26 protein-coding genes are annotated in these 25,049 nt (G+C 68.0%); 18 read left to right on the top strand and 8 right to left on the bottom strand.

Annotated elements, in window-relative coordinates; genetic code table 11:
* Positions 1-63: 63 nt before the first annotated feature.
* Positions 64-1,530 (bottom strand): protein adenylyltransferase SelO, encoded by a 1,467-nt coding sequence (locus GV007_RS02920; RefSeq protein ID WP_160070920.1) that lies wholly within the window; start codon positions 1,528-1,530, stop codon positions 64-66.
* Positions 1,531-1,784: 254 nt separating this feature from the next.
* Between GV007_RS02920 and GV007_RS02915 the strand changes: the two genes are divergently transcribed.
* Positions 1,785-1,985 carry an MbtH family NRPS accessory protein gene (locus GV007_RS02915; RefSeq protein WP_236558272.1) on the top strand — a complete coding sequence of 67 codons (201 nt, stop codon included), beginning with the start codon at positions 1,785-1,787 and terminating at the stop codon, positions 1,983-1,985.
* On the opposite strand, the gene GV007_RS02910 is transcribed toward GV007_RS02915, so the two are convergent.
* Positions 1,961-2,719 carry a hypothetical protein gene (locus GV007_RS02910; RefSeq protein ID WP_160070918.1) on the bottom strand — a complete coding sequence of 253 codons (759 nt, stop codon included), beginning with the start codon at positions 2,717-2,719 and terminating at the stop codon, positions 1,961-1,963. The two genes, GV007_RS02915 and GV007_RS02910, sit on opposite strands and share 25 nt — an antisense overlap.
* A 156-nt stretch (positions 2,720-2,875) precedes the next feature.
* Between GV007_RS02910 and GV007_RS02905 the strand changes: the two genes are divergently transcribed.
* Both GV007_RS02905 and GV007_RS02900 read left to right on the top strand, forming a co-directional pair.
* Positions 2,876-3,208 carry a VOC family protein gene (locus GV007_RS02905; protein ID WP_160070917.1) on the top strand — a complete coding sequence of 111 codons (333 nt, stop codon included), beginning with the start codon at positions 2,876-2,878 and terminating at the stop codon, positions 3,206-3,208.
* Positions 3,209-3,262: 54 nt separating this feature from the next.
* Positions 3,263-3,991, top strand: coding sequence for a DUF554 domain-containing protein (locus GV007_RS02900; protein ID WP_160070916.1), 729 nt, complete (start codon positions 3,263-3,265; stop codon positions 3,989-3,991).
* 24 nt (positions 3,992-4,015) lie between these two features.
* On the opposite strand, the gene GV007_RS02895 is transcribed toward GV007_RS02900, so the two are convergent.
* Positions 4,016-5,371 carry a carboxylesterase family protein gene (locus GV007_RS02895; protein WP_160070915.1) on the bottom strand — a complete coding sequence of 452 codons (1,356 nt, stop codon included), beginning with the start codon at positions 5,369-5,371 and terminating at the stop codon, positions 4,016-4,018.
* Positions 5,372-5,566: 195 nt separating this feature from the next.
* Here GV007_RS02895 and rpmB point away from each other — a divergent pair, with 195 nt between their 5' ends.
* The 11 genes from rpmB (at position 5,567) to GV007_RS02840 (ending at position 15,465) form a co-directional block, all read left to right on the top strand.
* On the top strand, positions 5,567-5,803 hold the full coding sequence (rpmB, locus tag GV007_RS02890) for a 50S ribosomal protein L28 (protein WP_068483927.1): 237 nt from the start codon (positions 5,567-5,569) through the stop codon (positions 5,801-5,803).
* A complete protein-coding gene (gene rpmG / locus GV007_RS02885; protein ID WP_068483925.1) occupies positions 5,803-5,973 on the top strand; it encodes a 50S ribosomal protein L33 in 171 nt (56 codons plus the stop codon). The genes rpmB and rpmG overlap by 1 nt, the downstream gene beginning before the upstream one ends.
* A gap of 2 nt (positions 5,974-5,975) precedes the next feature.
* The gene (gene rpsN / locus GV007_RS02880) at positions 5,976-6,281 is read left to right on the top strand and encodes a 30S ribosomal protein S14 (protein ID WP_068483923.1); all 306 of its coding nucleotides are present in this window, start codon (positions 5,976-5,978) and stop codon (positions 6,279-6,281) included.
* Positions 6,282-6,728: 447 nt separating this feature from the next.
* Positions 6,729-7,352 (top strand): DUF2975 domain-containing protein, encoded by a 624-nt coding sequence (locus tag GV007_RS02875; protein WP_160070914.1) that lies wholly within the window; start codon positions 6,729-6,731, stop codon positions 7,350-7,352.
* The gene (locus tag GV007_RS02870; RefSeq protein ID WP_160070913.1) at positions 7,352-7,588 is read left to right on the top strand and encodes a helix-turn-helix domain-containing protein; all 237 of its coding nucleotides are present in this window, start codon (positions 7,352-7,354) and stop codon (positions 7,586-7,588) included. Before GV007_RS02875 ends, GV007_RS02870 begins: the two co-directional genes overlap by 1 nt.
* Positions 7,589-7,954: 366 nt before the next feature.
* The gene (locus GV007_RS02865) at positions 7,955-9,673 is read left to right on the top strand and encodes an AMP-binding protein (RefSeq protein WP_160070912.1); all 1,719 of its coding nucleotides are present in this window, start codon (positions 7,955-7,957) and stop codon (positions 9,671-9,673) included.
* Positions 9,674-9,929: 256 nt separating this feature from the next.
* Positions 9,930-10,217 (top strand): HU family DNA-binding protein, encoded by a 288-nt coding sequence (locus GV007_RS02860; protein ID WP_068483913.1) that lies wholly within the window; start codon positions 9,930-9,932, stop codon positions 10,215-10,217.
* Positions 10,218-10,553: 336 nt separating this feature from the next.
* Positions 10,554-12,707, top strand: coding sequence for a cytochrome c oxidase assembly protein (locus GV007_RS02855; protein WP_228502616.1), 2,154 nt, complete (start codon positions 10,554-10,556; stop codon positions 12,705-12,707).
* Complete coding sequence (locus GV007_RS02850; RefSeq protein WP_160070911.1) at positions 12,704-13,993, top strand: ATP-dependent DNA helicase; 1,290 nt, start codon at positions 12,704-12,706, stop codon at positions 13,991-13,993. The genes GV007_RS02855 and GV007_RS02850 overlap by 4 nt, the downstream gene beginning before the upstream one ends.
* Before the next feature lie 166 nt (positions 13,994-14,159).
* Positions 14,160-14,717, top strand: a complete 558-nt coding sequence (locus GV007_RS02845; protein WP_104243798.1) for a YceI family protein — start codon at positions 14,160-14,162, stop codon at positions 14,715-14,717.
* 190 nt (positions 14,718-14,907) lie between these two features.
* The gene (locus GV007_RS02840) at positions 14,908-15,465 is read left to right on the top strand and encodes an AAA family ATPase (protein WP_160070910.1); all 558 of its coding nucleotides are present in this window, start codon (positions 14,908-14,910) and stop codon (positions 15,463-15,465) included.
* A gap of 8 nt (positions 15,466-15,473) precedes the next feature.
* Here the strand turns inward: GV007_RS02840 and GV007_RS02835 are convergent, their stop codons facing one another.
* Positions 15,474-16,007, bottom strand: a complete 534-nt coding sequence (locus GV007_RS02835) for a hypothetical protein (protein ID WP_160070909.1) — start codon at positions 16,005-16,007, stop codon at positions 15,474-15,476.
* Positions 16,008-16,178: 171 nt separating this feature from the next.
* Here GV007_RS02835 and GV007_RS02830 point away from each other — a divergent pair, with 171 nt between their 5' ends.
* Positions 16,179-16,589: a DUF6157 family protein gene (locus tag GV007_RS02830; RefSeq protein WP_160070908.1), complete on the top strand. Its 411-nt coding sequence runs from the start codon at positions 16,179-16,181 to the stop codon at positions 16,587-16,589.
* The gene (rbsK, locus tag GV007_RS02825) at positions 16,586-17,518 is read left to right on the top strand and encodes a ribokinase (protein WP_160070907.1); all 933 of its coding nucleotides are present in this window, start codon (positions 16,586-16,588) and stop codon (positions 17,516-17,518) included. The genes GV007_RS02830 and rbsK overlap by 4 nt, the downstream gene beginning before the upstream one ends.
* A gap of 89 nt (positions 17,519-17,607) precedes the next feature.
* Here rbsK and GV007_RS02820 read toward each other — a convergent pair whose 3' ends face one another.
* The 3 genes from GV007_RS02820 to GV007_RS02810 all read right to left on the bottom strand — a co-directional run bounded on the left by GV007_RS02820 (position 17,608) and on the right by GV007_RS02810 (position 21,234).
* A complete protein-coding gene (locus GV007_RS02820) occupies positions 17,608-18,846 on the bottom strand; it encodes a saccharopine dehydrogenase family protein (RefSeq protein WP_160070906.1) in 1,239 nt (412 codons plus the stop codon).
* A gap of 125 nt (positions 18,847-18,971) precedes the next feature.
* The gene (locus GV007_RS02815; RefSeq protein WP_160070905.1) at positions 18,972-20,495 is read right to left on the bottom strand and encodes an APC family permease; all 1,524 of its coding nucleotides are present in this window, start codon (positions 20,493-20,495) and stop codon (positions 18,972-18,974) included.
* A gap of 196 nt (positions 20,496-20,691) precedes the next feature.
* Positions 20,692-21,234, bottom strand: coding sequence for a TetR/AcrR family transcriptional regulator (locus GV007_RS02810; protein WP_160070904.1), 543 nt, complete (start codon positions 21,232-21,234; stop codon positions 20,692-20,694).
* A 53-nt stretch (positions 21,235-21,287) separates the two neighbouring features.
* On the opposite strand from GV007_RS02810, the gene GV007_RS02805 reads away from it, so the two are divergent.
* A complete protein-coding gene (locus GV007_RS02805; RefSeq protein ID WP_160070903.1) occupies positions 21,288-22,463 on the top strand; it encodes an FAD-dependent oxidoreductase in 1,176 nt (391 codons plus the stop codon).
* A gap of 170 nt (positions 22,464-22,633) precedes the next feature.
* Here the strand turns inward: GV007_RS02805 and GV007_RS02800 are convergent, their stop codons facing one another.
* On the bottom strand, positions 22,634-23,491 hold the full coding sequence (locus GV007_RS02800) for an SDR family oxidoreductase (RefSeq protein ID WP_160070902.1): 858 nt from the start codon (positions 23,489-23,491) through the stop codon (positions 22,634-22,636).
* A 258-nt stretch (positions 23,492-23,749) separates the two neighbouring features.
* Between GV007_RS02800 and fdhA the strand changes: the two genes are divergently transcribed.
* Positions 23,750-24,964 (top strand): formaldehyde dehydrogenase, glutathione-independent, encoded by a 1,215-nt coding sequence (fdhA, locus tag GV007_RS02795; RefSeq protein ID WP_160070901.1) that lies wholly within the window; start codon positions 23,750-23,752, stop codon positions 24,962-24,964.
* Positions 24,965-25,049: the final 85 nt, after the last annotated feature.

Raw genomic sequence — 25,049 nt, 5'->3', positions numbered from 1 at the left:
GCGAGTCTAGGAACCACCACCGACATGCGGATCGGCCGTTCGGTTGAACTCGGGCAGCGCGACTCAGGTGCCGCAGAAGGTCCGGTAGGCACCGAAGTCCGCCGGCGCCCCGGCCGCATAGCGTTCGCGGCCCGTTCGAATGTCATAGGGACTGGTCACGACCTCGAGGAGATCGGCGAGCGGCTGGAGGTCGTCGGCGTCTGCGGCGGCGAGGGCCTCCTCGACAAGATGATTGCGGGGGATGTAAACGGGGTTGACCTCGTCCATCGCGCCCGCGTTCGGCGCGAGCGCGAGCCAGGCCTGAGCCCAGGTGCGGAACGAGGGGGCAGCCTCACCGAACGCGGCGAGGGCGGGCGCGCGGTCGCCGCGCGCGTACGCGCTGAGTGCCCGGAAGGTGGAGGTGTAGTCGGCCCCGCTCTTCTGGAGCAGCGCGAGCAGCTCGGCGACGAGACGATCACTCGCCTCCGAGTCGACCTCGTCGTCCAGGCCGAGCTTGCGCCGCATCCCTGCATTCCAGGCATCCTCGTAGGCAGGGCCGAACGCCGACACGCTGCGCTCAGCGAGAGCGATGGCCTCGGCCTCATCCTCGGCGAAGAGCGGCAGGAGGGCCTCCGCGAATCTCGCGAGGTTCCAGGCAGCGGCCGGCGGCTGGTTCCGGAAGGCGTACCGCCCGCGGTGATCGATGGAGCTGAAGACTGCCTCGGGATCAAAGGCGTCGATGAACGCGCACGGGCCGTAGTCGATCGTCTCGCCCGAGATCGTCATGTTGTCCGTGTTCATGACCCCGTGCACGAAGCCGACGAGCATCCACTGCGCGACGAGCTTCGCCTGCGCTGCCACCACCTGCTCGAAGAACTCGAGGTACGGGGCCTCGGCGCCCGCCGCGGAAGGGAAGTGTCGGGCGATGGCGTGGTCGGCGAGGCGACGGAGCAGCTCCAGGTCGTCGGTGGCCCGCGCGTACTGGAACGAGCCGACGCGCAGGTGGCTGCTCGCGACCCTCGTGAGCACCGCGCCGGGCTCGATGTCGTCGCGCTGGACGTGGCGCCCCGTAGCGATCACCGCGAGCGCGCGGGTCGTCGGGATGCCGAGGGCGTGCATCGCCTCGCTCACGATGAACTCGCGCAGCATGGGTCCGAGCACGGCGCGCCCGTCGCCGCCGCGAGAGAACGGCGTGCGGCCGGAGCCCTTGAGGTGGATGTCGTGCAGCTGTCCGCGCACATTCGTCACCTCTCCCAGGAGCAGCGCACGGCCGTCGCCGAGACGCGGCGAGTACTGCCCGAACTGGTGGCCCGCGTAGGCCTGCGCGACCGGGGTGGCCCCTTCGGGAACGGAGGTGCCGAGCAGGATCGCGACGCCGTCCTCCGAGCGGAGGAACGCCGGCTCGAAGCCGAGCTCCCCGGCGAGGTCCTCGTTGAGGAGCAGCAATCGCGGCGCGGGGGCTGGTTCGGCCTGCCACAGCACGGCGAGCTCGGGGAGCTCGCGCGCGAAGCGATTCCCGAAGAGGACACCCTCGTGCGTGGTCGCAGTCATGCGGGACACAGTAGGCGCAGCGGCGGGGTGCTGCTTGGGAGCGCGCGGTTGGGGGTGCTGGTTGCTGCGATCGGCAGGCCGCCTGCCTACTTCACACGCCACTCATTGGCTCCGGGCGTACGGTCGCGCTCCCATGCCCAGCCCCCGCAGCGGCACAGCGCCACGCTCCTTCTCGGAGTCCTACAGAACGCTGAACCGAGGTCCGGAATGCACGACAGATGCGACGTCCACGACAACCGCACCACCCTCAGCGCGTGGTGAGCGCCTGGGAGGACTCTGGCGAGCAGGTGTTCGTGGTCAGGAACGAGCACCGGCAGCATTCGCTGTGGCCGGACTTCGCCCAGGCCCCCGCCGGGTGGGTCCGCGTCTTCGGCCCGGCGACGGCGGAGGACTGCCGCGCCTACGTTGCTCGGCAGCCGCCGGCTCGCGACTACCGAACCTCTTCGAACTCGTAGATGCCAGCAGGCCCGAGGGCAAGCAACTGCTGCCGGTACTCGTCCGAGAAGAGCTGAGGCTCGATGCCGAGGATGTTGCGATTCAGCTCCACGTCCATGCGAGCGGAGACGAGCCCCTTGTCGTTCTCCATCCAGACGGACAGGATCGCCAGGTTCGACGTGCAGAGCTCCGCGTAGGAGTACTCGACGAGCTCTGGTGCGAAGGATGCGCCCTCCGCTTCGATGCCGGCCGCGGCGGCCTCCACCTCTGGTGATGCATCGCGCAGCGCCGTCCATGCGGCGGCTGCCTCGTCGCCGGCCTCCGCGGACCCGACGACGAAGACCGTGACCGTGCCGCGCGGGCTGGGGTCGGCCGCGACGTCCACGTTGTCGAAGCCGCCGACCGCATCGGGGAGGAGGAAGAGCAGCTCCTGCTCATACGCCGAGATGCGCGTGTACAGGTCAGACGACGTCGTGCCCGCGGGAAGGTCGATCCACTTCGCGTGCTGCGTGAGGCACTGCGTCATCTGCACGGACACCGGCTGGTGGGTCATCTCCTGCATCGAGATGCCCTCGAGCGACGCCTGGGAGGGGGCCGTCTCCGAGGGTGCTGATCCGACGCCAGCGCTCGCGGTCTGTGCCGGCGCGGATGCGGAACCCACGACGCTCGGGGAGTCAGTGGGCGCGCATCCGACGAGCAGCACCGCGAGCGCGGCGCAGACGATCGTCGCTGGAGTGAGACGGCGAGAAGGCATGCACCGACCCTACGAACCCGACGGCACGCATCCGGTCACGGAACCGTATCGACGCTCGTCGCGAGCATCACGATTCGGAATCGGCGCATGGCGCCCTGCGCGCATCGACGGCTACATTCGGAGCAACGAGCCAGCACGCCCACCGGGGAGAGCACCGTGATCCTGACGTTCCAGTTCCAGCCCGTCGACGACCTCGAAGCGGCCGTGCAGCACTACCTCGACCTCGGGTGGGAGGAGGCCTGGCGTGAGGGCGAGCACACGGTGTCGCTGCAGATGCCGGAGCTCGAGATCGAGCTGATGCTCGACGACGAGCCCGGTTGGGGTGCAGCGGGCCCCATGTACTTCGTCGACGACGTGGATGCGTGGCGCGCGGACCACCCGGCCGTCGCGACGGGCGAGCCCCGCGAGATCCCGGGAGGGAGGGTCGTCGAGGTCTCGGCGCCCGGCCACAGCTACTACCTGTTCTCGGTGGCGGAGGTCGGCGAGTAGGCGGGGCATGAGACGCTTGCGACGGAGCCTGGTCGGAGGCGCGATAATCGGACCGTGATCATCGGGTCCGGGACGCTCTTGAACGTCGCACTCATTCTCGTCGGCGGCTTGCTCGGCATCCTCCTCGGCGACCGCCTCAAGGACCGGACGAAGGCGACCGTCACCGCCGTCCTCGGGCTGTTCGTGATCGTCCTCGGAGGGATGAGCGTCGCCGACATGGGCTCTCAGGCGCTCGCGGACGCAGCTGGTCCGTTCGCGATGATCGTCATCCTGCTGTCGCTCGTGTTCGGCGCGCTCCTCGGCTCCTGGCTGCGCATCGAGGACCGGCTCGAAGGCGTCGCCGGCTGGGTGCGACGCCGCCTCACCTCGGACGCGAACGGCGACGGTCGGTTCGTCGACGGGATGGTGACCGCGACGCTGCTCTTCTGCGTCGGACCGCTCTCCATCCTCGGATCCATCTCCGACGGTCTGGGGCTCGGCGCCGACCAGCTCTACGTCAAGGCCGTGCTCGACGGCTTCGCTGCGATGGCCTTCGCCTCGACCTTCGGGAAGGGCGTGCTCTTCGCTGCCATCCCGGTCGCGATCCTGCAGGGCGCGTTCACTCTTGTGGGGTTCCTCGCCGGCGACGTCTTCAGCGACGCCCAGATCGACGGGCTGTCGGCGGTGGGCGGCCTCATCCTGATCGCGCTCGGCGTCCGCCTGGTCCCCCTGAAGCCCATCCCCGTCGGGGACCTGCTGCCAGCGCTCGTGATCGCCCCCGTGGCCCTGGCGTTCCTCTCGTAGCGGTGCGCGACCCGCGGGCTGCGCTCAGCGCTTGTGGGTCGCGAGCCGCCGGAACGTCGCGACCCCGGGAATACTGTCGGTGCCGCTCGGCAGGGTTCCGCGGGCGAAGTCGCCCCAGACGGCGCGCAGCCGCCTGCCCTCGCGATCGATCTCCGCCCAGCTCGCGCCGCGCACGAGCGGCGCCCGATGCCACGTCTTCTCGCTGCCGAAGAGCAGCGGGAGCTCGATCATGTGGCAGGCGCCCCACACGTTGTGCGGCGCCTTCCAGCTCACGACGTACGTCGACGCACGGCCGCCGGCGCGCACGTGCCGCTTCGCGAACGTCGCCGCGTCGCGCCGGTAGACGAGCCACGTCAGCGCACCGACGACGGCCCTCGTGAGCGGCTTCCCGACGATCGGCAGCTCGCTCAGGCGCTTGGTGGCCGGGATGCGCGGCACGAAGAGGAGCGCCTCCTCCGAGGTGAAGCCGATGAGCAGATCGATCGCCGGAGCGTTCGCGTCGCGCCCGGCGAGCACGCCGGCATCGTCGGGCAGCGGATCCTCGCCGTACTGCGGGCTGAACGACATCGCGCCCTGCAATCCGTACGCGGACGAGGCGCGCAACGCGTCTGCGTGCGCGCGCACCACCTCGCGCACGGGACTCGCTGCCGTGAGCTCTCTCGTCGCGTCGAGCATCCTGCCCTGCATCTCCTCACGCCCGCCCGCCACGTTGAGGGGCGCGCTCTGGATGATGGCCCGCCGGAACAGGCTCGGCGCCTCCGGCAGCGCCATCAGCTGCGCGATCGCATGCGCGCCAGCCGACTGCCCGTAGGCGGTCACCTGCCGCGGATCGCCGCCGAACGCCGCGATGTTGCGCTGCACCCAGCGGAACGCCTCGAGGATGTCGAGCAGTCCCAGGTTCGCGGGGCGTGCATCCGTTCCCCCGAGGAACCCGAACAGGCCGAGTCGGAACGTCACGTTGACGGCGACCACACGCTGTTCGGCGACGATCGGTGCCGGGTCCATCGCCGCAGCGTCACCGGCGGCAGAGACGTAGGAGCCGCCATGGATCCACACCATGACGGGCAGCTGCTCCCCGGGCCTCACATCATCGGGCAGGGTGATCGACAGCCGCTGGCAGTCCTCGTCGACGCCGAGCTCGTCGATGCCGCTCCCGAGTACCTCCTCGAGCACGGGCATGGGCGCCTGCGGGCATGCGGGCGACCAGCTCGTCGCCGCGAAGGTCTCGCCGTGGTCGGGCTCTGCTCGAGGGGCCTCGAATCTGTCGGCCCTGGCATACGGGATGCCCGAGGCCCGCACGATCTGACGGCCACCGGGCCAGTCCTGCGTCCAGCCGGAGATCGGACCGCAGGGAGGGGAGAAGCCGGGGGAGGAGACCATGCTCGAGTCTTTCATCCCGTCGCGGCGCGTCTCCCGATGCAGGCTTGCGCTTCCCCGGGCGTGTCGCCTAAGCTCGACCCTTGGTGCGCCGGGGTTCCCCTCTGGCGCGACCGTGTTGGTGTGCAACCGCCATCGACGCAGACAAGAGATCTTGGGCGGGGCCTTCTGGTTCCCGCGGTATCTACGGAGGAAACAATGGCAGCAGTGTGCCAGGTGACCGGGGCGGTTCCCGGATTCGGTCACAACATCTCGCACTCGCACCGACGGACCAACCGTCGGTTCGACCCGAACATCCAGAAGAAGAAGTACTTCGTGCCTTCCATGAAGCGCACGATCACGCTGACGCTTTCGGCTAAGGGCATCAAGGTCATCGACGCACGCGGCATCGAGTCCGTCGTCGCTGAGCTTCGTGCGAAGGGAGTCAAGTTCTAATGGCGAAGAAGAGCCAGGACGTACGTCCGATCATCAAGCTCCGCTCCACCGCTGGAACGGGCTACACCTACGTGACGAAGAAGAACCGTCGCAACACGCCTGACCGCCTCGTGCTGAAGAAGTACGACCCGGTCATCCGCAAGCACGTCGAATTCCGAGAGGAGCGCTAAACATGGCCAAGAAGAGCAAGATCGCCAAGAACGAGCAGCGCAAGGTCATCGTCGAGCGCTACGCGGAACGCCGCGCAGAGCTGAAGAAGGCTCTTGTCGACCCGAACGGCACCGACGAGTCGCGCGAGGCAGCTCGCGTCGGCCTCCAGAAGCTTCCCCGCAACGCTTCGCCGGTCCGCGTTCGCAACCGCGACAGCATCGACGGACGCCCCCGCGGCCACGTCTCGAAGTTCGGCATCTCGCGTGTCCGCTTCCGCGACATGGCACACCGTGGCGAGCTGCCAGGAATCACGAAGTCGAGCTGGTAACCACCGGCCCGCCAGCAATGGCGTAGTGCTTTCCGAAACCCCCGAGCGTCTCCGCTCGGGGGTTTCGTGCGTGTTGGGGTGTTGGGGCGTTGGGTCGCTGGAGTTTCGTGCGTGCTTGTTTTGCGTGCTTGGGCGCGGAACGGCGGGGGTGCGTGCGTGCTGGGGTGCGGAACGGCGGCCCGGTCGCGTCCTTGGGTCTCGCGCCCAGGGGGTCTCGCATCCTGGGCAACTCTCGGGCCCTCTCCCGCCACTTGCGCTCCCTCGCGTTCCCTGTCGGGCTCACTCAGCCCCCCAGCGCGCTCTCGGGATGGCTTGCGTGCCTCCGGGTGGGTTGCAAGGCATCCCGAGGCGTGAAGGGCATCCCGAAACGAGCTGCGAGTCCGGGGTTGCGCATCCCGGCATATCGTTTATCGTTACGCATATCGAGAAACGATATGGAGGAAGATCATGAACGCACGACAGAACACGACAGGCTCGGACCGCGAAGCGAAGGAACTCGGCTACCTGTGGCCGCTCGGCATCGTCGCAGCCGGACTCGTCGTCCTCAAGCCGCTCGAGAATGTCATCGGCTTCCTCGTCGACGGCCAGGTGCGTGTCAACGCATCGTTCGAGGGGGCGGCTGTCTCGCTCCCCACTCCCGTCGGCGCCGACGTCCCGCTCGACGGGGCCTCGACGATCCTCGTCGCGAGCGACCTCATCCCCGCCGGCGCCCTCGTGCTGCTCCTCATCGGCCAGGTTGTCGGTGCGCTCCTGAGCCTTGCCGCCGTGTGGATGCTCCTCCTCTTCGCCAGGAACCTCGCGAGGGGCGACTTCTTCGGGGGCAAGAGCATCCGCCTCCTCGACTGGTCGTCAGGACTCGTCATCGCTGCCCTCGCCGCGCCTGGATTCTTCGAGCTTCTCGGTACGAACTGGACGATCGCGAAGCTCGGCTGGGACGGACGGGATGCGCCGGAGCCGACGGTCCTCGACCAGACGTGGACGTTCCTGCTCATCCTCGTGATCGTGCTCGTCGTGAACCTCATCATGCGCCGCGGCGCGCGCCTGCAGCAGGATCAGGAAGGGCTCGTCTGATGGTGCCGGACCCCCTCGAGGAGCCGAGTTACATCGTGTGCCACCTCGGCGAGATCATGGCCAAGCGCGGGATCACGCTCGTGGAGCTCTCGGAGCGCGTGGGGATCAGCGTGGTCAATCTGTCGGTGCTCAAGAACAACCGCGCCAAGGCTGTGCGCTTCGAGACGCTCGCGAGGCTCTGCGCGGTCCTCGAGTGCAAGCCGGGCGAGCTGCTCGACTACCTTCCGCCGCGCTGAGCGCCGCCCGCGCCCGCGGCCGCGCCTGCCGCGCCGCCCGCCTCCCGTCTCATCCCGCTCGCGAATAGGGCACTTTCCTCCCGTCTTGGGCACGTGGATGGGTGGAAACTGCCCTATCCCCGCGCCGTCCCGTCGCGCCTCCCCGCGCCGCGCCTCCCGCCTCATCGCGCTCGCGAATGGGGCGATTTCCTCCCGTTTCGGGTGCCTGTATGGGTGGAAACTGCCCTATACCTGCCGCTCTCGCGCCTCCCGCGCCCTCCCGCCCGCGAATGGGGCAGTTTTGTCCCGTCTTGGGCACCTGGATGGGCGGAAACTGCCCTAGCGCAGCGAAGGTCTTTGTCGGCGGGGTGCGTGAGAATGGCACGCATGTCAGATGTTCGAGGCGCAGACGCCTTCCGCAGCGCACGTGACCAGCTGCTCGCCCTCCGCACAGACGCTGGGCGCGCGGTCCGGGAATTCGAATGGCCCGATGTCGGGGACAGCTTCAACTGGGCGCTCGACTGGTTCGACCAGATCGCCGAGGGCAACGACCGCACCGCGCTCTGGATCGTGGAAGATGACGGCAGCGAGGCGAAGTACAGCTTCGACGAGCTGCGCCGGCGATCCAACCGGGTCGCGAACTGGCTCGAGGGGCAGGGCATCCGCCGCGGTGACGTCGTCATGCTCATGCTCGGCAATCGACGCGAACTCTGGGAGGCGATGCTCGGCGCGCTCAAGCTCGGCGCCGTCATCCTCCCCACGTCCGTGGTGCTCGGCCCGCACGACCTCGACGACCGCGTCGAACGTGCCAGGGTGCGGCTCGTCATCGCCGAGGAGGCAGACGCGGTGAAGTTCGACAACGTCCTCGGGAGCTACCGCATCGCGCAGGTTGGTGCTGGCCTCGAAGGGGCCGCGCGGGAGGCGTGGCTCGACTTCAACGACATCTACGACGTGTCGGATGCGCCGATCGAGAAGCGGACGGCAAGCGACGACGCCGCGCTCATCTACTTCACCTCCGGCACGACGAGCCACCCTAAGATCGTGGTCCACTCCCACCGCTCGTACCCCGTCGGACACCTCTCGACGATGTACTGGATCGGGGTCGAGCCGGGCGGAGTGCACCTCGCGATCAGTGCGGCAGGCTGGGGCAAGCACGCGTGGAGCAGCTTCTTCGCGCCCTGGAACGCAGAGGCGACCGTCTTCGTCGTCAACTACCAGCGCTTCGACGCGGCCCTTCTGCTCAAGCAGCTCGACAAGGCGGGCGCGACCTCGTTCTGCGCTCCGCCGACGGTGTGGCGCATCCTGGTGCAGCACGGCAGGTCGGAGAAGCCGCGGGCGATGCGCGAGCTGCTCTCGGCCGGCGAGCCGCTGAACCCCGAGGTCATCGCGCGCATCCACGCCTGGTGGGGGCTGGAGATCCGCGACGGCTACGGCCAGACCGAGACGACCGCCCTCATTGCGAATGCGCCGGGCGGTGTCATCAAGCCGGGTGCCATGGGGCATCCGCTGCCTGGCATGAACGTGGTGCTCCTCGACCCCGTGACGGGCGTCGAAGGCGACGAGGGGGAGATCTGCCTCGACATGCGCGGTGAGCGCCCCGTGAACCTCATGACCGAATACCTCGGCTCACCCGCGGCGACCGACAATGCGGTGCGCGACGGTTTCTTCCACACCGGCGACGTCGCGGTGCGCGACGAGAACGGATGCATCACCTTCGTCGGGCGCACCGACGACGTGTTCAAGTCGTCCGATTTCAAGGTGTCGCCGTTCGAGGTGGAGAGCCTCCTCCTTGAGCACGATGCCGTCGCGGAGGCGGGCGTCGTCGGGGCGCCGGACGCGACGAAGCTCAACATCACGAAGGCGTACGTGACGCTCGCGGCGGGCTGGGAATCGAATCGGCAGACGGCGCTCGAGGTGCTCCGGCATGCCCGCGCGGTCATGCCGCCGTACATGCGGGTTCGGCGTCTCGAGTTCTTCGAGCTGCCGAAGACGGCGTCCGGCAAGATCCGTCGCGTCGAACTCCGCAATCGCGAGATCGAGGCCGATGGCACTCGCCTCGCCGAGGAGTGGCGCGACGACGACTTCCCGGAGATCAAGCGGCGCTGAGCGGGTCCCGTCGCTGCTGGGGCGACGCCACCGCTTGGACTGATCAAGCGCCGATACGGGCATCGATCCGGTCCAGAACAGCCACGAACCGGTGAATTCCGTGGCAAGACGCGGCGTGTCAGGCGAATCTGCAAGCGAGAGGCCCTGGTTTTGGTAGGTTGACGAAGGTCCTGCCGCGGAATCCCGCGGAACTGCAGGACTTCTGAACCCAACATGCTGCACTCGCAAGGGCGGGGCTGCGTCCTAAGGAGGACATATGGCAGACAAGACTGTGAACAAGACCGAACTCGTTGCCGCGATCGCGACCGAGACCGGCCAGAGCCAGGCTGTTGTTGGAAGCGTCCTCGACGCACTCTTCAGCGAACTCGCCTCGAACGTTGCCAAGGGCACGAAGGTCACGATCCCGGGCTGGCTCTCCGTTGAGCAGACCGCTCGTGCCGCGCGCACCGGCCGCAACCCTCAGACGGGTGAAGCCATCCAGATCGCCGCCTCGAAGGGCGTCAAGATCTCGGCTGGCTCGAAGCTCAAGGCCGCAGCTAAGTAGTCTTCGCGCCTGAATGCACGCGGGGTCGCTTCCACTCGGAAGCGGCCCCGCGTTCTTGTGTGCGCTCATCCCGTCCGTCGGGCGCCTGCCTGCTGCTGCCGGTCGCCGGCCGCTGGCCGAATGCCGCACCCCACATCCTCGCCACGCTTCGATGACTCGGGATGGGTTCCTCGTCTCGGGATGGGGAGCAATGCATCCCGAGGCGAGCAACCCATCCCGAAACCAGTTGGGGCGCGGAGGTCGAGGGGCGTGGCGCTGGCGGGAAGGCCAGGGCTGCACCGCTTCCCTCTGTGGATGACGAGCCCGAACGCCAGCGACGATCTACACTTGATCATCATGCCTACGCCCCTCGATTCCGGTTCCACGATCGAGGCGGCGGCAACTGCGGGCAGGGGCGGCAGCAAGGCTGAGCGCAATCGCGCGAGCGCCGACTCCTGGTCGCTGCACACGAAGCGCATGATCGTGCTCGGGCCGGCGATCTTCCTCCTCGCGGCCCTCGTGGCGGTCATCTGGGGGCTCGCCTACGGAGGCGGAGCGACCCCGCTCATCGTCTCCGACCCTGGACCTATCGTCATGTGGGGTGTGCCGGTCGCGCGTCTCGCGCTGAACCTCTCGGCCTCCGTCACGATCGGCGCCCTGGTGCTGGCGGCGTGGGCGGCGAGTCGCAAGCAGCCCGAGTTCGAGCGGGCCATGACGATCGCCTCGTCCGGTGCGGCTGCCTGGGTGGTCTCCACGGCGGCGGCGGCCTTCCTCACCTACCTGCAGATCTCCAACGCCGCGTTCTCGCTCGACGCCGCCTTCGGGCAGGGACTGCTCTTCTTCTTCACCTCGCTCGAGCTCGGCCAGGCGTGGGTGCTGGCGCTCGGCATGGTGCTGCTGCTGTCGGTTGTGGTGTTCGCGAGCCGCAGCCCGTGGATGGTCGGGCTCTCGGCCGCGTTCTCGCTCTTCTGCCTCTGGCCGCTCGGGGCGCAGGGGCACGCCGCGGGCGCCGCGAACCACGAGACCGTCGTGGGTGGCATCACCTTGCACTACATGGGCGCCGCGCTCTGGCTCGGCGGCCTCCTGGTCGTCGCCATCCTCGCGCCGCGCATGCCCGATGTGCGCCGCCTCGCAGTGATCGAGCGCTACTCGTCGCTCGCCCTCGTCGCGTTCATCGTGGTCGCCGCATCCGGTGTCGTCGCGAGCGTCGCCAACATCGGCTCGTTCGAAGAGCTCGCCTCGCCATACGGGGTCATCGTCATCGTGAAGGCGGTTGTGCTCGTCGTGCTCGGCTTCGTCGGCTGGGCGCAGCGGCGGGGACTCATCAACCGGATGCGCGCTGCCGTCGAGCAGGGAGCATCCACCCGCAAGCCCATGGTGTGGCTCATCTCGCTCGAACTCGCCTTCATGGGCATCGCGTCCGGTGCCGCAGCGGCACTCGGTCGTACCCCGTCGCCCGTCACGGAGGTCACGGCCGACCAGCTCGCGGCCCCGACGCCCGCGCAGCTGCTCACGGGCGAGCTGCTGCCTCCTGAGTTCGAGCCGTTCCGTCTGCTCACCGAGTGGCGCCTCGACCCGATGTGGACAACGCTGTGCCTCTTCGGCCTGTTCTTCTACATCGCCGGGGTCCTGCGCCTGCGTCGCCGCGGCGACGAGTGGCCGCTTGGTCGCACGATCTCGTTTGTCCTCGGCATCGTGATCCTGCTGTACCTCGTCAACGGCTCGCTCATCGTCTACGGCAAGTTCGTCTTCAGCTTCCACATGACGCAGCACATGTTCCTCACCATGCTGGTGCCGATCATGTTCGTGCTGTCGGCCCCCATGACGCTCCTCCTGCGCAGCGTGCACGCGCGCCACGACGGCAGCCTCGGCACGCGAGAGTGGGCGCTCAAGTTCGTGCATTCGAGGTGGGCGAAGTTCTTCTCGCACCCCATCGTGTCCGCCGTCGTCTTCGCGGGTTCGCTGCTCGTCTTCTACTACACGCCGCTGTTCCGCTGGGCGGTGACCGACCACGTCGGGCACATGTGGATGATCGCCGACTTCCTCATCGTCGGCTACCTCTTCGCCAACGCGCTCATCGGCATCGACCCGATCGGCACGCGCGCCCCCTACCCGATGCGCCTCATCGCCCTCGTGCTCGTCATGACGTTCCACGCTTTCTTCGGCCTCAGCATCATGAGCGGCACGGGCCTGCTGCTCGCCGATTGGTACGGCGCGATGGGTAGGCCGTGGGGAGCGGATGCCATCACCGACCAGCAGATCGGCGGTGCCATAGCGTGGGGTGTCGGCGAAGTGCCGACGGTGCTCCTCGCGATGCTCGTCGCCTACTCATGGTCCCGGTCCGACGACCGGGAGGCGAAGCGACGAGACCGGAAGGCCGACCGTGACGGCGACGCGGAGCTCGAGGCGTACAACGCGCAGCTCAAGGTGATGGCCGACCGTACGGAGGCGCTGGAGAAGCGCAAGCAGGAGCGGCTCCAGCGCGAGCAGCAGCAGGAGTCCACCAAGTGACGATCGTCCTCACCCCGGAGCAGCAGGGTGTCTTCGACGCCATCGAGCACACGCGCGAGCACCTGTTCGTGACGGGGCGCGCCGGTACGGGCAAGTCGACGCTCCTCAACCACCTCGCGTGGCACACGTCGAAGCAGCTCGTCATCGCGGCACCTACGGGGGTCGCGGCCCTCAACGTGGGCGGGCAGACCATCCACTCGCTCTTCAAGCTGCCGATCGGTGTCATCGGGGATGCGCCCATCGAGCAGAACGGCGACGTGCGGAAGCTGCTCAACAAGATCGACACGCTGGTCATCGATGAGGTGTCGATGGTGAGCGCCGATCTCATGGACGCCATCGACCGCTCGCTGCGGCAGGCGCGTCAGCGGAAGAACGAGGCGTTCGGCGGCGTGCAGCTCGTCATGTTCGGCGACCCGTTCCAGCTGGCGCCGGTGCCGCCGTCCGACCCGGATGAGCGCGCGTACTTCCGCGACCACTACCGTTCGCTGTGGTTCTTCGACGCGAAGGTGTGGCAGGAGTCGGAGCTGCGCATCCACGCCCTGCGCGAGATCCACCGGCAGCATGAGGACGAGTTCAAGAACATCCTCACGGCTGTCAGATACGGGCAGGTCACGGCCGACATGGCGAACCGCCTCAACACGGTCGGCGCGAGGCCCGCCCCGGCCGACGGCACGATCACGCTCGCCTCGCGCAACGCGCAGGTGTCTCGCATCAACGCGCAGAACCTCGAGCGCCTGCCCGGGGCGTCGATGACCGCGAACGCTGACATCTCGGGGGAGTTCGGTGGTCGCAACTTCCCCGCGGATGAGCGCCTCGATCTGAAGGTCGGCGCGCAGGTCATGTTCCTCCGCAACGACTCGGACGGGCGCTGGGTGAACGGCTCGATCGGCGAGGTCACGCGCATCGACAAGACCGTCTACGTCGAGATCGATGGCGACGAGCACGAGGTGGAGCCCCTCGTGTGGGAAAAGCTGAAGTACTCGTACTCGCCGGATACGCGGGAGCTGTCGCGCGACGTCGTGGGGGAGTTCACGCAGTTCCCGCTGCGGCTCGCGTGGGCGGTGACCATCCACAAGTCGCAGGGTAAGACGTACGATCGCGCCGTCGTCGACCTCGGGGCGAGGGCCTTCTCGCCCGGGCAGACGTACGTGGCCCTGTCGCGCATCCGGTCGCTCGATGGGCTGCATCTGTCGCGGCCGCTGCAGCCGAACGACATCTTCGTGGATGACAATGTGCTGCGGTTCATGAAGTCGGTCAGCGACGCCGCGAAGCAGCAGCAGGGCTAGCTCGGACGGCTGGTCGCCGAGGCTGTCGACCCGTTTCCCAAAGATTTCCCTGGGCGTCGGAATACCGTCACACTTCTATGCGTTTGAATAACTTGTATCCGCAACAATGTGTTACGTTGTCCAGGACTTGACCGAGACAGCACCCAACGACCCTTCAGGAGAAGACATGAGCATCAGCGCAGCAGACATCAACGGCTGGACCGCCGGCACCTGGAACATCGACCCCACGCACACCGAGGTCGGCTTCGTCGTTCGCCACCTCGCGATCAGCAAGGTCCGTGGCGGCTTCGAGACCTTCTCGGGCACCATCACGACGGGTGAGACGATCGAGGAGTCCACGGTCAACGCCGAGGTCGAGGTCGCATCGGTCAACACGAAGCAGCCTGCTCGTGACCAGCACCTCGCGACCTCCGACTTCTTCCTCGCCGAAGAGTTCCCGACCTTCACGTTCGCCTCCTCCGCCACGCGCGTCGAGGGCGACTCGGTCAAGGTCGACGGCGAGCTCACGCTCCGCGGCGTCACCAAGCCCGTCACGTTCGATGTCGAGTTCGGTGGCATCACGACCGACGGCTACGGCCAGAAGAAGCTCGGCTTCGAGGCTGTCACGAAGATCAACCGCAAGGACTTCGGCGTCAACTGGAACGCACCGACCGAGGCCGGCGGCCTTACGCTCGGTGACACCGTCACGATCAACCTCGACGTGCAGGCGACGCTCGCCGTCTAACGACGAACCAGGTCGCTTCGGCGGCCGAGGCGCGATCCCCCGATCGTGCTGCGCGTCTCCCCTGAACGCGCGCAAGATGGCCGGACACCCTGTGTCCGGCCATCTTCGCGTCTCCGCCGCCGACCACCCTGCGGCGAGCTCGAGCGGCATCGGGCCAGCGAGTGCCGGAAGGCGACCGTAGGGTTGCAGAGTGTCAGCTCCTGCAGGATCCCCGGAATCCGCCCCTCGCCGTGTGCTCATCGCGGGTGCCGCCGGCGTTGGGAAGACAGCGGTTGCGCGCCAGGTGGAGCGCACGGCGAGCCTTCCGCACACGGAGATCGACGCCTTGTTCCATGGTCCGGGATGGACGGTGCTGCCCGGGTTCATCGAATCCGTCGACGCCTTCACCAGCGAGGAGCGCTGGGTCACGGAGTGGCAGTACGCGACTCAGCTCGGTGACCTGCTCACGAGCCGGGCCGACACGCTGGTGTTCCTCGACTACTCGGTCTGGACGCACATGTCTCGGCTCGTGCGGCGCACGCTCCGCAGAAGGCTGCGGCGCGTCGAACTGTGGAACGGCAACATCGAGCCTCCCCTGCACACGATCCTCGTCGACCCGGAGCACATCGTCCGGTGGGGGTGGAAGGGGCGCGCCAAGATTCGCCGGAGAGTGGACGCGGCCGAGCGGGCCTGGCCGAACCTCCGCGTGGTCCGACTCCGGTCGCAGGACGCGGCCGACGACTGGCTTCGGGGCCTGCAGTGCACCTGACCCGCGCCCTACGTCGTGGCGTCTTGGCCCATCTCGTGCTCCGCGAAGCCCATGCATCCGTGCTGCGTCCAGTCGTACGGCCCGGTTAGCGCGGGCTCGCCGTAGAGGGCGAGCAGTTCCGCCTCCCCGAAGTGCTCGTTCGCTTCGCTCTTGTCCTCGGGATGCAGTTGCCAGGGGAGTCGGAAGCGGTAGTGGATGCCCTTCTCGCGCATGCACTGCGAGATGAGAAACTTCTCCTCGACGTAGAGCTGCTGGTCGGCAACGTTCATCCCCAATGCGCCCTCCTCGTAGGTCACGGCGCTGCGGTCGGACTCGGAATTCCAGAACCGCACGCCGTACGCGTCGGTTTCGTAACTCGCCTCGGGGGTCGCGGTTGCCATCGGGGTGGTCGATGGCGTGACTGCCTGGGTCGCCGACGGCGCTGCGGCGGGCTCCGACTGTGCCGTTTCCGCCGGGGCCGATGGCGAGCACCCCGAGATGAGGAGCACGACGGTGGCCGTCGTGAAGCTGAGGGCGAGCTTCAGGCTTGAGATATCGCGCAATGCAGGTTCCTTCCGAACGCCGAATTCGTACCCTATGCGAGGGGCTCTGCCCCCAGGCGGATTTCCGGATAACGGTTCCGCGCACGCGCCGACCACTCGGTCACGCCTTTGTCACGCTAGCGATGCTCTTCGCGATCGGCTCCCCAGCTGAAGGCCCCGTAGGCTCTGCCCATGGGAACGACGAACTACGCGAGCACGTTCATCCAGATCGCCGACGACTGCCCCGTCGACGAGGCTGAGGCGCCGCCCGAGTCGGCGAAGGGGCCGACCATCGCGAGCCTCCAGCACGCCCTCATCGCCGCGCACCCGTACGAATACACGTCCGACGATGTGCTCTTCGAGACCTACGCTGTGCGCAACGCGATACCGGCTGAGGAGCGGGCCGCGGCCCGGGCCGCCTTCTTCGCCAAAGACCAAGCCTGCCTGCGAGCGTCGCCCCTCGGCAAGCGCTGGGGGTGGGGCATCCACTCCGACGAGGAGGCGCGTGTCGCGCTCGTGCCACTCGGCTCGGACGAGTATGAGGAGAAAGCAGGCGACGAGTCGCTCACGCAGCTCAAGGCGATGCGCTCGAAGCGCGCATGAGCGGCACGAACCGAAGCGGCGTGCTTGTCGTCGGGAGCGTCTCCGCCGACCTCACCGCCTTCTCCGCCCGGCCGCCGGAACCCGGTGAGACGCTACGGGGCGACAGCTTCAGCCTGGCCCTCGGGGGGAAGGGGGCGAACCAGGCCGTCGCGGCCGCCCGCGCTGGCGCATCCACCTCGTTCATCGCGTGTGTCGGCGACGACACGTTCGGCACGATGGTCACGCGCGAGCTCGTCGACGCCGGCGTGGGCGTCGACAAGCTGCGGACGGTGCCAGGCGAGACGGGCATCGCCCACATCCGCGTGGATGCGAGCGGCGAGAACTCCATCGTCATCGTGCCGGGGGCGAACGACGCGCTCGACGAGGCGACCGTCGTGCAGGGCATCCGCGACTCCGCGGCCACGAGCTCGGTGCTGCTCACCCAGCTCGAGACTCCCGCGCGGCTGACCGCGAGCATCCTGCGCTCGGCACGGGACGCCGGGATTACGACGATCCTCGACCCGGCTCCCGCCGCACCCCTCGATGAGGAAGTGTGGGGCCTCGTCGACCTCGTCACCCCCAACGAGACGGAGGCGCGGATGCTCACGGGCGTCGTCGTCGACTCGGAGGCAAGCGCAGTCGAAGCCGGGCGGTGGTTCCTCGACCGCGGCGTCGGGGCGGTGCTCGTCACCCGCGGCGGGGACGGGACCACGCTCGTGACGCCCGAACGCGCGGAGACGTTCCCCGTGATCGAGGTCGACGCCGTCGATACGACCGCGGCCGGCGACGCCTTCGCCGGCGCGCTCGGGGCTGCGCTTGCCGGCGGGCGATCCCTCGAAGCGGCGATCCGGTTCGGGGCGGCCGCTGGTGCTCTCGCCGTCTCGAAGCGCGGGGCCTCGCCGAGCATCCCGACGGCCGCCGAGATCGAACGGCTGCTGGGGAGTCACTGACCAACTTCAGTGCAATATCGGGCTCTGCGGCGCCCGAGCGGGCTCCTCGGCCCGATATCGCACTGAAGTTGGTCAGCGGACCCGGGCGCTTACGCGGACAGCGCCGCGCTGCGGTCCTGCACGTGCCACGGCGAACCGTAGCCGGCGGGCTCCGCCGAGCCGAGCAGCTCCAGGAACGGCTTCGCGTCGAACGCCTCGGGTGCGAGCACCCCGGCACCAGACCAGACGCCGTTCGCGAGCAGCTCGAGTGCGATGACCGGGTTGATGGCGGTCTGCCAGACCACGGCCTGCGAATTGTCCTTCGCCATCGTCTCCTCGTTGTCGGCCACGTGGTACAGGTACACCTGCTTCGGCTCGCCGTCCTTGCCCTTGCCGGTCACGAGAAGGCCCGCGCAGGTCTTGCCGCGCATCCGGTCGCCCAGCTTCGCGGGGTCCGGCAGCACCGCGGCGACGACATCGCGCGGCGACACCTGCTGGCCCTTGACGCTGACCGGGTCGGTGCTGTCGAGGCCGAGCATGTGCAGGGTCTTGAGCACGTCGATGAACTCCTGGCCGAGTCCGTACTTGAACGTAACGCGCTTCGCGTCGGTCCACCGCGGCATGAGGAGGACCTCCTCGTGCTCGACGTTGACGCACTCGACGGGGCCGATGCCCTCGGGGAAGTCGAACACCTCAGCCTCGCTGAAGGGCGGCGTCGTGTACCAGCCGCGCTCGCGCTCGAAGATGACGGGCGGGTTGAGGCACTCCTCGATGGTCGTCCAGATCGAGAAGGACGGCGCGAAGTCGTAGCCCTCGACGGTCAGGTTCGCGCCGTCGCGCACGCCGAGCTCGTCGATCTCCGAGAACAGCTCATCCTCCGCATAGCGGGCGAACACGTCCGAGAGGCCGGGCTCGACGCCGATGCCGCACAGCGCCAGGACGCCGCGCTCCTTCAGCGCCTCATCGTGCTCGAACTGCTCGTCGCCGAGCTTCACACCGGTCTGCTCGTGCGGATGCTCGGGGTGCGGCTTCGAGAGGCTCATCGCCATGTCGAGGTAGGTCGCTCCGGCACCGGTGACGCCCGTGAAGATGGGCATCACGAAGCGGGGGTCGACCGCGTTGAGGACGTGCGTGATGCCGTTGTCGCGCACGAGCGACTCGACGGCGCCCGGGTCGGACGCATCCACCTGGGCCGCGCGGAATCGGTCGTCGCCGAGTTCGGCGACGAGGTCCTGCGGGCGGGAGGGGTCGTAGTCGGCGATGAGGCAGGAGTCGAAGAAGCTGCGTCGCTTCGCGATGCGGGCAGCGGCTGCGCCGACGCCTCCGGCGCCGATGATGAGGATGTGCACGAAAGGCCTTTCTCTGATCACGTGCGGTGGATGTTCTGCCCGGTTCTCGGGATGAACCTTGCGGTTGGTAGGTCGTGCGGTGCGGCTCAAGCGCGAGCCCCGGAGGCGGGACGCTTGGCTGCGGGTCAGTCTTCCGGGGCGAGGATCGCCGAGTGGCGGTTGATGGTGCGCTTCTCGAAGTAGTCCTTCGAGCCGGGCATCGCGGCCCAGACGAACATGAGGATGAAGCCGATGACAAACGAGCCGATGCCGATGACAAACGCGCTGCCGAGGCCGAAGAACGTCGTGTATCCGTATTCGGGGTTGGCCATGTCGATCGCCGACTGGAAGAACGCCCACACCATGAACACGCCGCCGAGCAGCGGGAACAGGAACCGGTAGAAGAAGTTGCGGGTCGACGTGAAGAGGCTCGTGCGGAAGTACCAGATGCAGGCGAAGCTCGCGATGCCGTAGAAGAATGCTATGGCGAGGCCGATCGAGAGGATCGAGTCCTGCAGCACGCTGTTCGACACGAAGCTCATGCCGACGTAGTAGACGATCGCGACGATGCCCATGAGGAGTGTCGAGAACGTCGGGGTCTTCGACTTCTCGCTCACCACGGCGAAGCGCTTCGGGAGCGCCTTGTACACGCCCATCGCGAAGGTGCCGCGGGCGGTGGGCAGGATCGTGGTCTGCGACGACGACAGCGACGAGACGGCGACGGCGAGCACGAGGAACCAGCCCCACGGACCCATAGCGAGGTCGGTGAGCACCGAGAAGACGTCGTCCGCGTTCTCCTCGTTGGCGAGGCCGGTGCCGGTCTCGCCGAGGCCGGCGTACATCATGACGACGATCGTGATGCCGACGTACGTGATGAGCAGCAGCACGGTCGAGAGCACTGCGGCGCGGCCCGGGGTCTTCTTCGGGTCCTTCGTCTCCTCGGTCAGGGCGAGGCAGGTGTCCCAGCCCCAGTAGATGAAGAGGGCGAGGATGATCGCCTGCACCATGCCGGTGCCGTCCGCGAGGAACGGGTTGAACCAGTCGATGCTGACGGGCGTCGGGTCGGGGGCCGTGCCGTTGAAGTAGCCGACGAGGCAGCCGACGACGAACGCCGCCATGGCCGCGTACTGGATGACGAGCAGGACGACCTGCATCTTCTCGCCCAGCTCGATGCCGCGCATGGAGATCCACGTCATGACGGCGATGATGACGGCGCCGAAGAGCGTCACGACGACCCGGTTCTCGGCGAGCGATCCGTCCCCGATGAGCAGCAGGATGTAGACGGAGGCGATCTCGGCGAGGTTCGCCATGACCAGGATCCCGGCGACCGCGAGGGCCCAGCCTGACATCCAGCCGGTGCGAGGTCCGAACGCCTTGGCCGCCCAGGTGAAGACGGTGCCGCAGTCGTTGAGCTCGTTGTTGAGCTCGCGGTACGCGAAGGCCGTGAACATCATCGGGATGAACGCGAGGATGAATGCGATGGGCGCCTGCTCGCCGACGGCGATCACGACGAAGCCGAGGGTCGCAGCGAGGGAGAAGAGCGGCGCCGTCGAGGCGAGGCCGATGACGGTCGATCCCCAGATGCCGAGTCGTGCGGGGGCGAGCCCCTTGCCGACGGGGGTCTGAGTGGCGAGGGCCTCGGTAATGGGGCCAGGCTGTGCGTTGGTCATCGTTGTCTCCCGCATCAAAGGGCCTGCCGCGTTCGCGGAGTGAGCACGAACTTACCATTTGGTCGGTGATGCGCCGAGAGTTTTCCAGCATCCCGTCGTAACGGTTGTGTTTCCGCGCAGGACGCGGCGGTCGGCGGGACGGGGGAACCGACCCGACCCGACCGGACTGGACCGGCAGGGTGCGCTGCAGCTGGCCCTAGGCGCGCAGCTGCGCGATCGAGTTCATGATCTCGGCTGTCGACTCCGCGTTGATGAACTTCTCGTTCTCCGAGCCCACGCTGAGCAGTGCGTTGTGGTTCATGCCGTCACCGACGAACAGCACGAGCCGAGCGACCGAGGCGTCGCCGATAGCCCGAACCAGGGCATCGAACCAGCCCTCACGGCACTGGCGGAGCACGTCGAGCGCGTCCTTGTCGCCAGTCTGCGCGAGGCGGTAGACCGCTTCCACGAGCCGTTCCAGGAGGCTGTCCCGATCCTGCGAGGAGACGATGTAGTACGAGACGGCGTTGTCGAGGTCGGCGAGCATGTTGTCGGCGTCGACGCGCGCCTGCCCTCGCAGCTCCTCGAGGAGCGCGTCCCCCAGCGCCTGCTTCGACGCGAAGTGATGCAGTACCCCGGCCTTGGAGAGCTTGCAGGTCGTGCCCACTGCTTCGAGGGTCGTCCCGCGCACGCCGGAGTCGACGAGCAGGTTCATGTACGCGGTGAGGATCTTCTCCCGCTGACCGGAGACGGTGAGCATTCCGCAATGGTACCGAGGAAAGCGCGCGAGTTGAGTGCGGGTAGCGTGGGGTCATGACTGACGTTGACGTGCTCATCATCGGCGGCGGCGCGATGGGCCTGTCGACCGCATGGCAGCTGGCGAGACGCGGCAGGCGGGTGCGCCTGCTCGAGCAGTTCCAGCCCGGTCACCACATGGGCGCATCCCACGGGGCGACACGCAACTTCAACACGTCGTACACGCAGCCGGATCTCGTCGCGATGCTGCACGAGTCGCGGGCGCTGTGGGGCGAGCTCGAGCTCGACTCGGGCCGCCAGATCCTCGACCTCGTCGGTCTCGTGAACCACGGACCCGGGGCGGCGAGCCCCGAGGTGCACGCCGCGATCTCCGCCAGCGGTGAACCTGCCGAGCTGCTCTCGACGCAGGACGCAGGCGAACGATGGCCTGGCATCCGCTTCGACACCGAGGTGCTGCACCTCCCGAGGGCCGGACGGGTCAGAGCAGCGGACGCGCTGACGAGCATGGCCGAACTGGCGGCTGCGAGCGGCGCGGAGCTGAGCTGGGGTACCCGAGCGGTGAACGTCGTGGAGCAGGCCGAACGCGTGGTCGTCGAGGCGTACTCCTGGGGTGAAGAGCCCGAGCATCGAGGGCACGCGCGCGAGACGATCACCGCGAAGGTCGTCGTCTCAGCGGTCAACGCGTGGACCCGCACGCTGCTCGGCGGGGCCGTCGAGCTGCCGCGCCTGCGCGTCACCCAGGAGGCGCCCGTGCACTTCCGCGAGTTCAACGGGTATATCGACTGGCCGAGCTTCAACCACCTGCCCGCGCTCGGGAGGCCCGGATACGAGGGGTGGCTCTCGCCGGTTTACGGGATGCTCACCCCCGGTGAGGGGATCAAGGCGGGATGGCACGGGGTCGGGCCAGTCGTCGACCCGGACTCGCGAGACTTCCTGCCGGTGTCCGCGCAGCTCGACGCCATCACGCAGTATGCGCGGGACTGGCTGCCCGGCGTCGACGCGGACAGTGCCGACCCGATCAGCTGCACCTACACGACGACCGACGACGCCAGGTTCGTGATCGACCGGGTCGGCCGCATCGTGATCCTCGCTGGCTTCGCGGGGGAGGGCTTCAAGTTCGTTCCCTCGATCGGCCGCCTCGGAGCCGACCTCGCCGAGAACGGTGCTGGTGCAGCTCCCGAGCTGTTCTCGATCAGCCGACCCCGCTCGCTCGCCCCGCAGCCGCTCCGGTAGCAACCGCGCGCATCCATCGCGGGGCGTCGGACCCGTAACCCGCGACCGTCTCCGGGTGGGTTTCGCGCCAGCGAATGCTCTGCAAGTCATCCGGAGGCGCGGAACCCACCCCGAAACGAGGGTCGTCGTGGCGTGGGCCAGACCGTGAGCCAGACCGCCGGCGGAGCTGCCTAGGCGGTGAGGGTGCGGAGCGTCTCGGAGAGCGTCGTCGTGGGGCGTCCGGACACTCGGGAGAGGTCGCCGGTGGTGAGGGCGAGCGCTCCGTCGCGGATGTTCGCGTCGAGGCCGGTGATGAAGCCGATGGTGCCTTCGTCGAGCCCGTTCGAGGTGAGGGCGGCCTTGTGCTCCTCCGTGGTGAGCGCGCGGTACTCGACGTCGCGGCCGATCGCGTCGGCGAGGGTCTTCGCGAACTCCTCGAAGTCCCAGGCCTTGTCGCCGGAGAACTCGTAGACCTTGCCTTCGTGGCCGTCTTCGAGGGCGATCGCGGCGATGCCGGCGGCGTAGTCGGCGCGGGAGGCGCTGGCGACGCGGCCCTGGCCTGCGCTGTTGACGATGACGCCCGTCGTCTCGCCCTGGGCGATGTCGGCGACGTAGTTCTCCGTGTACCAGCCGTTGCGCGCGATGGTGGCAGGAAGGCCGGATTCGCGGATGAGCGACTCGGTCGCGACGTGCTCCGGCGCGAGGATGAGGGCATCCGGGTCGCCACCGAGGACGCTCGTGTAGACGATGCGGGCCGCGCCCTTGGCCTTCGCTGCGTCGATGACCGCTTCGTGCTGTGCGACGCGGGTGCCCACTTCGCTGCTGGAGATGAGCACGACGGTGTCGCCGGCGTTGATCGCGGCGGCCGCGGTGTCGGGCTTCGAGTAGTCGATGGTGGCGGTGCGAACGCCCTTCGCTGCGAGCTGCGCGAGTCGCTCGGCGTTGCGACCGCCGGCGACGATCTCGGTGGGGGTCGCGCCGCGCTCGAGGAGGCTGTCGATGACGAGGGTTCCGAGCTGTCCGGTCGCGCCGGTGATGACGATTGCCATGCTTGCTGTTCCTTCCGAGAAGTGGATGCTTGCAGCTACAACAACCGATGGGGCGGCGGCCGTATTCCGAACGCGCTGGGAAGTCGACTGGACAGATCACCCGGGCCTGAGTCTGTGCATCCACTGGTCATCTGCCTCGAATCCTGGTGTGTCCCGAGGGTGGCCAATAGCCTCGAAACACTGCGTAACAGAGACGTTCGCAGGGATGCGCCTTCGCGTGCACCGCACGCAGAGCCCGCTCAACTCAAAGGAGAGATCATGGCGAGTAACAGAGCTGTCGCGTACAAGGGGCCGAACGAGGTCGAGGTCATCGACATCCCGTACCCCGAGTTCGAGCTGAAGGATGGGCCGGGCGTGAACCCGGCGAACGTGGGTCGACAGGTGCGGCACGGGGCCATCCTGCGCACCGTGACGACGAATATCTGCGGGTCCGACCAGCACATGGTGCGAGGTCGCACGACCGCTCCGGTCGACTTGGTGCTCGGTCACGAGATCACGGGTGAGGTCATCGAGGTCGGGCCGGACGTCGAGTTCATCAAGGTTGGCGACATCGTGTCGGTGCCGTTCAACATCGCGTGCGGGCGGTGTCGCAACTGCAAGTCGGGCAAGACGGGCATCTGCCTCAACGTGAACCCGGACCGCCCCGGCAGTGCGTACGGCTACGTCGACATGGGCGGTTGGGTCGGCGGGCAGGCGGAGTACGTGCTGGTGCCGTATGCCGACTGGAACCTCTTGAAGTTCCCGGACCGTGACCAGGCACTCGAGAAGATCCTCGACCTGACGATGCTCTCCGACATCTTCCCGACGGGCTTCCACGGTGCCTACAGCGCAGGGGTCGGCCCAGGCTCGACGGTGTACATCGCCGGTGCGGGCCCGGTGGGACTCGCGGCGGCAGTCAGCGCGCAGCTGCTCGGCGCCGCGTGTGTCATCGTGGGCGACCTCAACGAGGAGCGCCTCGCGCAGGCGCGTTCGTTCGGCTGCGAGACGGTCGATGTCTCGAAGGGCGACCCCGGCGAGCAGATCGAGCAGATCCTTGGCGTGCCGGAGGTCGAGTGCGGTGTGGATGCTGTCGGCTTCGAGGCCCGCGGGCACGGTTCCGACGCGGGGCACGAGGCGCCGGCGACGGTGCTCAACTCCCTCATGACGGTGACGGAGGCTGGCGGCGCGCTCGGTATTCCTGGCCTGTATGTGACCGGCGACCCGGGCGGAGTGGACGAGGCGGCGAAGGTCGGCTCGCTCTCGATCCGGCTTGGGCTCGGCTGGGCGAAGTCGCTGTCGTTCACGACCGGCCAGTGCCCGGTCATGAAGTACAACCGGCAGCTCATGCAGGCGATCCTCTTCGACAAGGTGAAGATCGCCGACGCCGTGCAGGCGACGCCGATCACGCTCGATGAGGCTCCGAAGGGCTACGCCGACTTCGATGCGGGCGCGCCGAAGAAGTACGTGCTCAACCCCAACGGCTACGTGAAGTAGCCAGGAGCGGGGGACACCAGACCGCGACAGAGCGTGGAGGGCGGCGGGCCCCATGCTGCAGGGAGGACTGCAGCGTGGGGCCCGC

The sequence above is a fragment of the Pseudoclavibacter sp. 8L genome (assembly GCF_902506465.1).
Classification (GTDB): Bacteria; Actinomycetota; Actinomycetes; order Actinomycetales; family Microbacteriaceae; genus Pseudoclavibacter.
Note: the sequence above shows the minus strand (reverse complement) of the source record. Positions and strands in the feature narration are given on the sequence as shown.

Excerpts from the sequence above, each read along its gene's own strand:
- GV007_RS02920 (WP_160070920.1), bottom strand. The coding sequence starts at position 1,530 with ATGACTGCGACCACGCACGAGGGTGTCCTCTTCGGGAATCGCTTCGCG.
- GV007_RS02910 (WP_160070918.1), bottom strand. The coding sequence starts at position 2,719 with ATGCCTTCTCGCCGTCTCACTCCAGCGACGATCGTCTGCGCCGCGCTC.
- GV007_RS02895 (WP_160070915.1), bottom strand. The coding sequence starts at position 5,371 with ATGGTCTCCTCCCCCGGCTTCTCCCCTCCCTGCGGTCCGATCTCCGGC.
- rpmB (WP_068483927.1), top strand. The coding sequence starts at position 5,567 with ATGGCAGCAGTGTGCCAGGTGACCGGGGCGGTTCCCGGATTCGGTCAC.
- rpmG (WP_068483925.1), top strand. The coding sequence starts at position 5,803 with ATGGCGAAGAAGAGCCAGGACGTACGTCCGATCATCAAGCTCCGCTCC.
- rpsN (WP_068483923.1), top strand. The coding sequence starts at position 5,976 with ATGGCCAAGAAGAGCAAGATCGCCAAGAACGAGCAGCGCAAGGTCATC.
- GV007_RS02875 (WP_160070914.1), top strand. The coding sequence starts at position 6,729 with ATGAACGCACGACAGAACACGACAGGCTCGGACCGCGAAGCGAAGGAA.
- GV007_RS02870 (WP_160070913.1), top strand. The coding sequence starts at position 7,352 with ATGGTGCCGGACCCCCTCGAGGAGCCGAGTTACATCGTGTGCCACCTC.
- GV007_RS02865 (WP_160070912.1), top strand. The coding sequence starts at position 7,955 with ATGTCAGATGTTCGAGGCGCAGACGCCTTCCGCAGCGCACGTGACCAG.
- GV007_RS02860 (WP_068483913.1), top strand. The coding sequence starts at position 9,930 with ATGGCAGACAAGACTGTGAACAAGACCGAACTCGTTGCCGCGATCGCG.
- GV007_RS02855 (WP_228502616.1), top strand. The coding sequence starts at position 10,554 with ATGCCTACGCCCCTCGATTCCGGTTCCACGATCGAGGCGGCGGCAACT.
- GV007_RS02845 (WP_104243798.1), top strand. The coding sequence starts at position 14,160 with ATGAGCATCAGCGCAGCAGACATCAACGGCTGGACCGCCGGCACCTGG.
- GV007_RS02830 (WP_160070908.1), top strand. The coding sequence starts at position 16,179 with ATGGGAACGACGAACTACGCGAGCACGTTCATCCAGATCGCCGACGAC.
- rbsK (WP_160070907.1), top strand. The coding sequence starts at position 16,586 with ATGAGCGGCACGAACCGAAGCGGCGTGCTTGTCGTCGGGAGCGTCTCC.
- GV007_RS02815 (WP_160070905.1), bottom strand. The coding sequence starts at position 20,495 with ATGACCAACGCACAGCCTGGCCCCATTACCGAGGCCCTCGCCACTCAG.
- GV007_RS02810 (WP_160070904.1), bottom strand. The coding sequence starts at position 21,234 with ATGCTCACCGTCTCCGGTCAGCGGGAGAAGATCCTCACCGCGTACATG.
- GV007_RS02805 (WP_160070903.1), top strand. The coding sequence starts at position 21,288 with ATGACTGACGTTGACGTGCTCATCATCGGCGGCGGCGCGATGGGCCTG.
- GV007_RS02800 (WP_160070902.1), bottom strand. The coding sequence starts at position 23,491 with ATGGCAATCGTCATCACCGGCGCGACCGGACAGCTCGGAACCCTCGTC.
- fdhA (WP_160070901.1), top strand. The coding sequence starts at position 23,750 with ATGGCGAGTAACAGAGCTGTCGCGTACAAGGGGCCGAACGAGGTCGAG.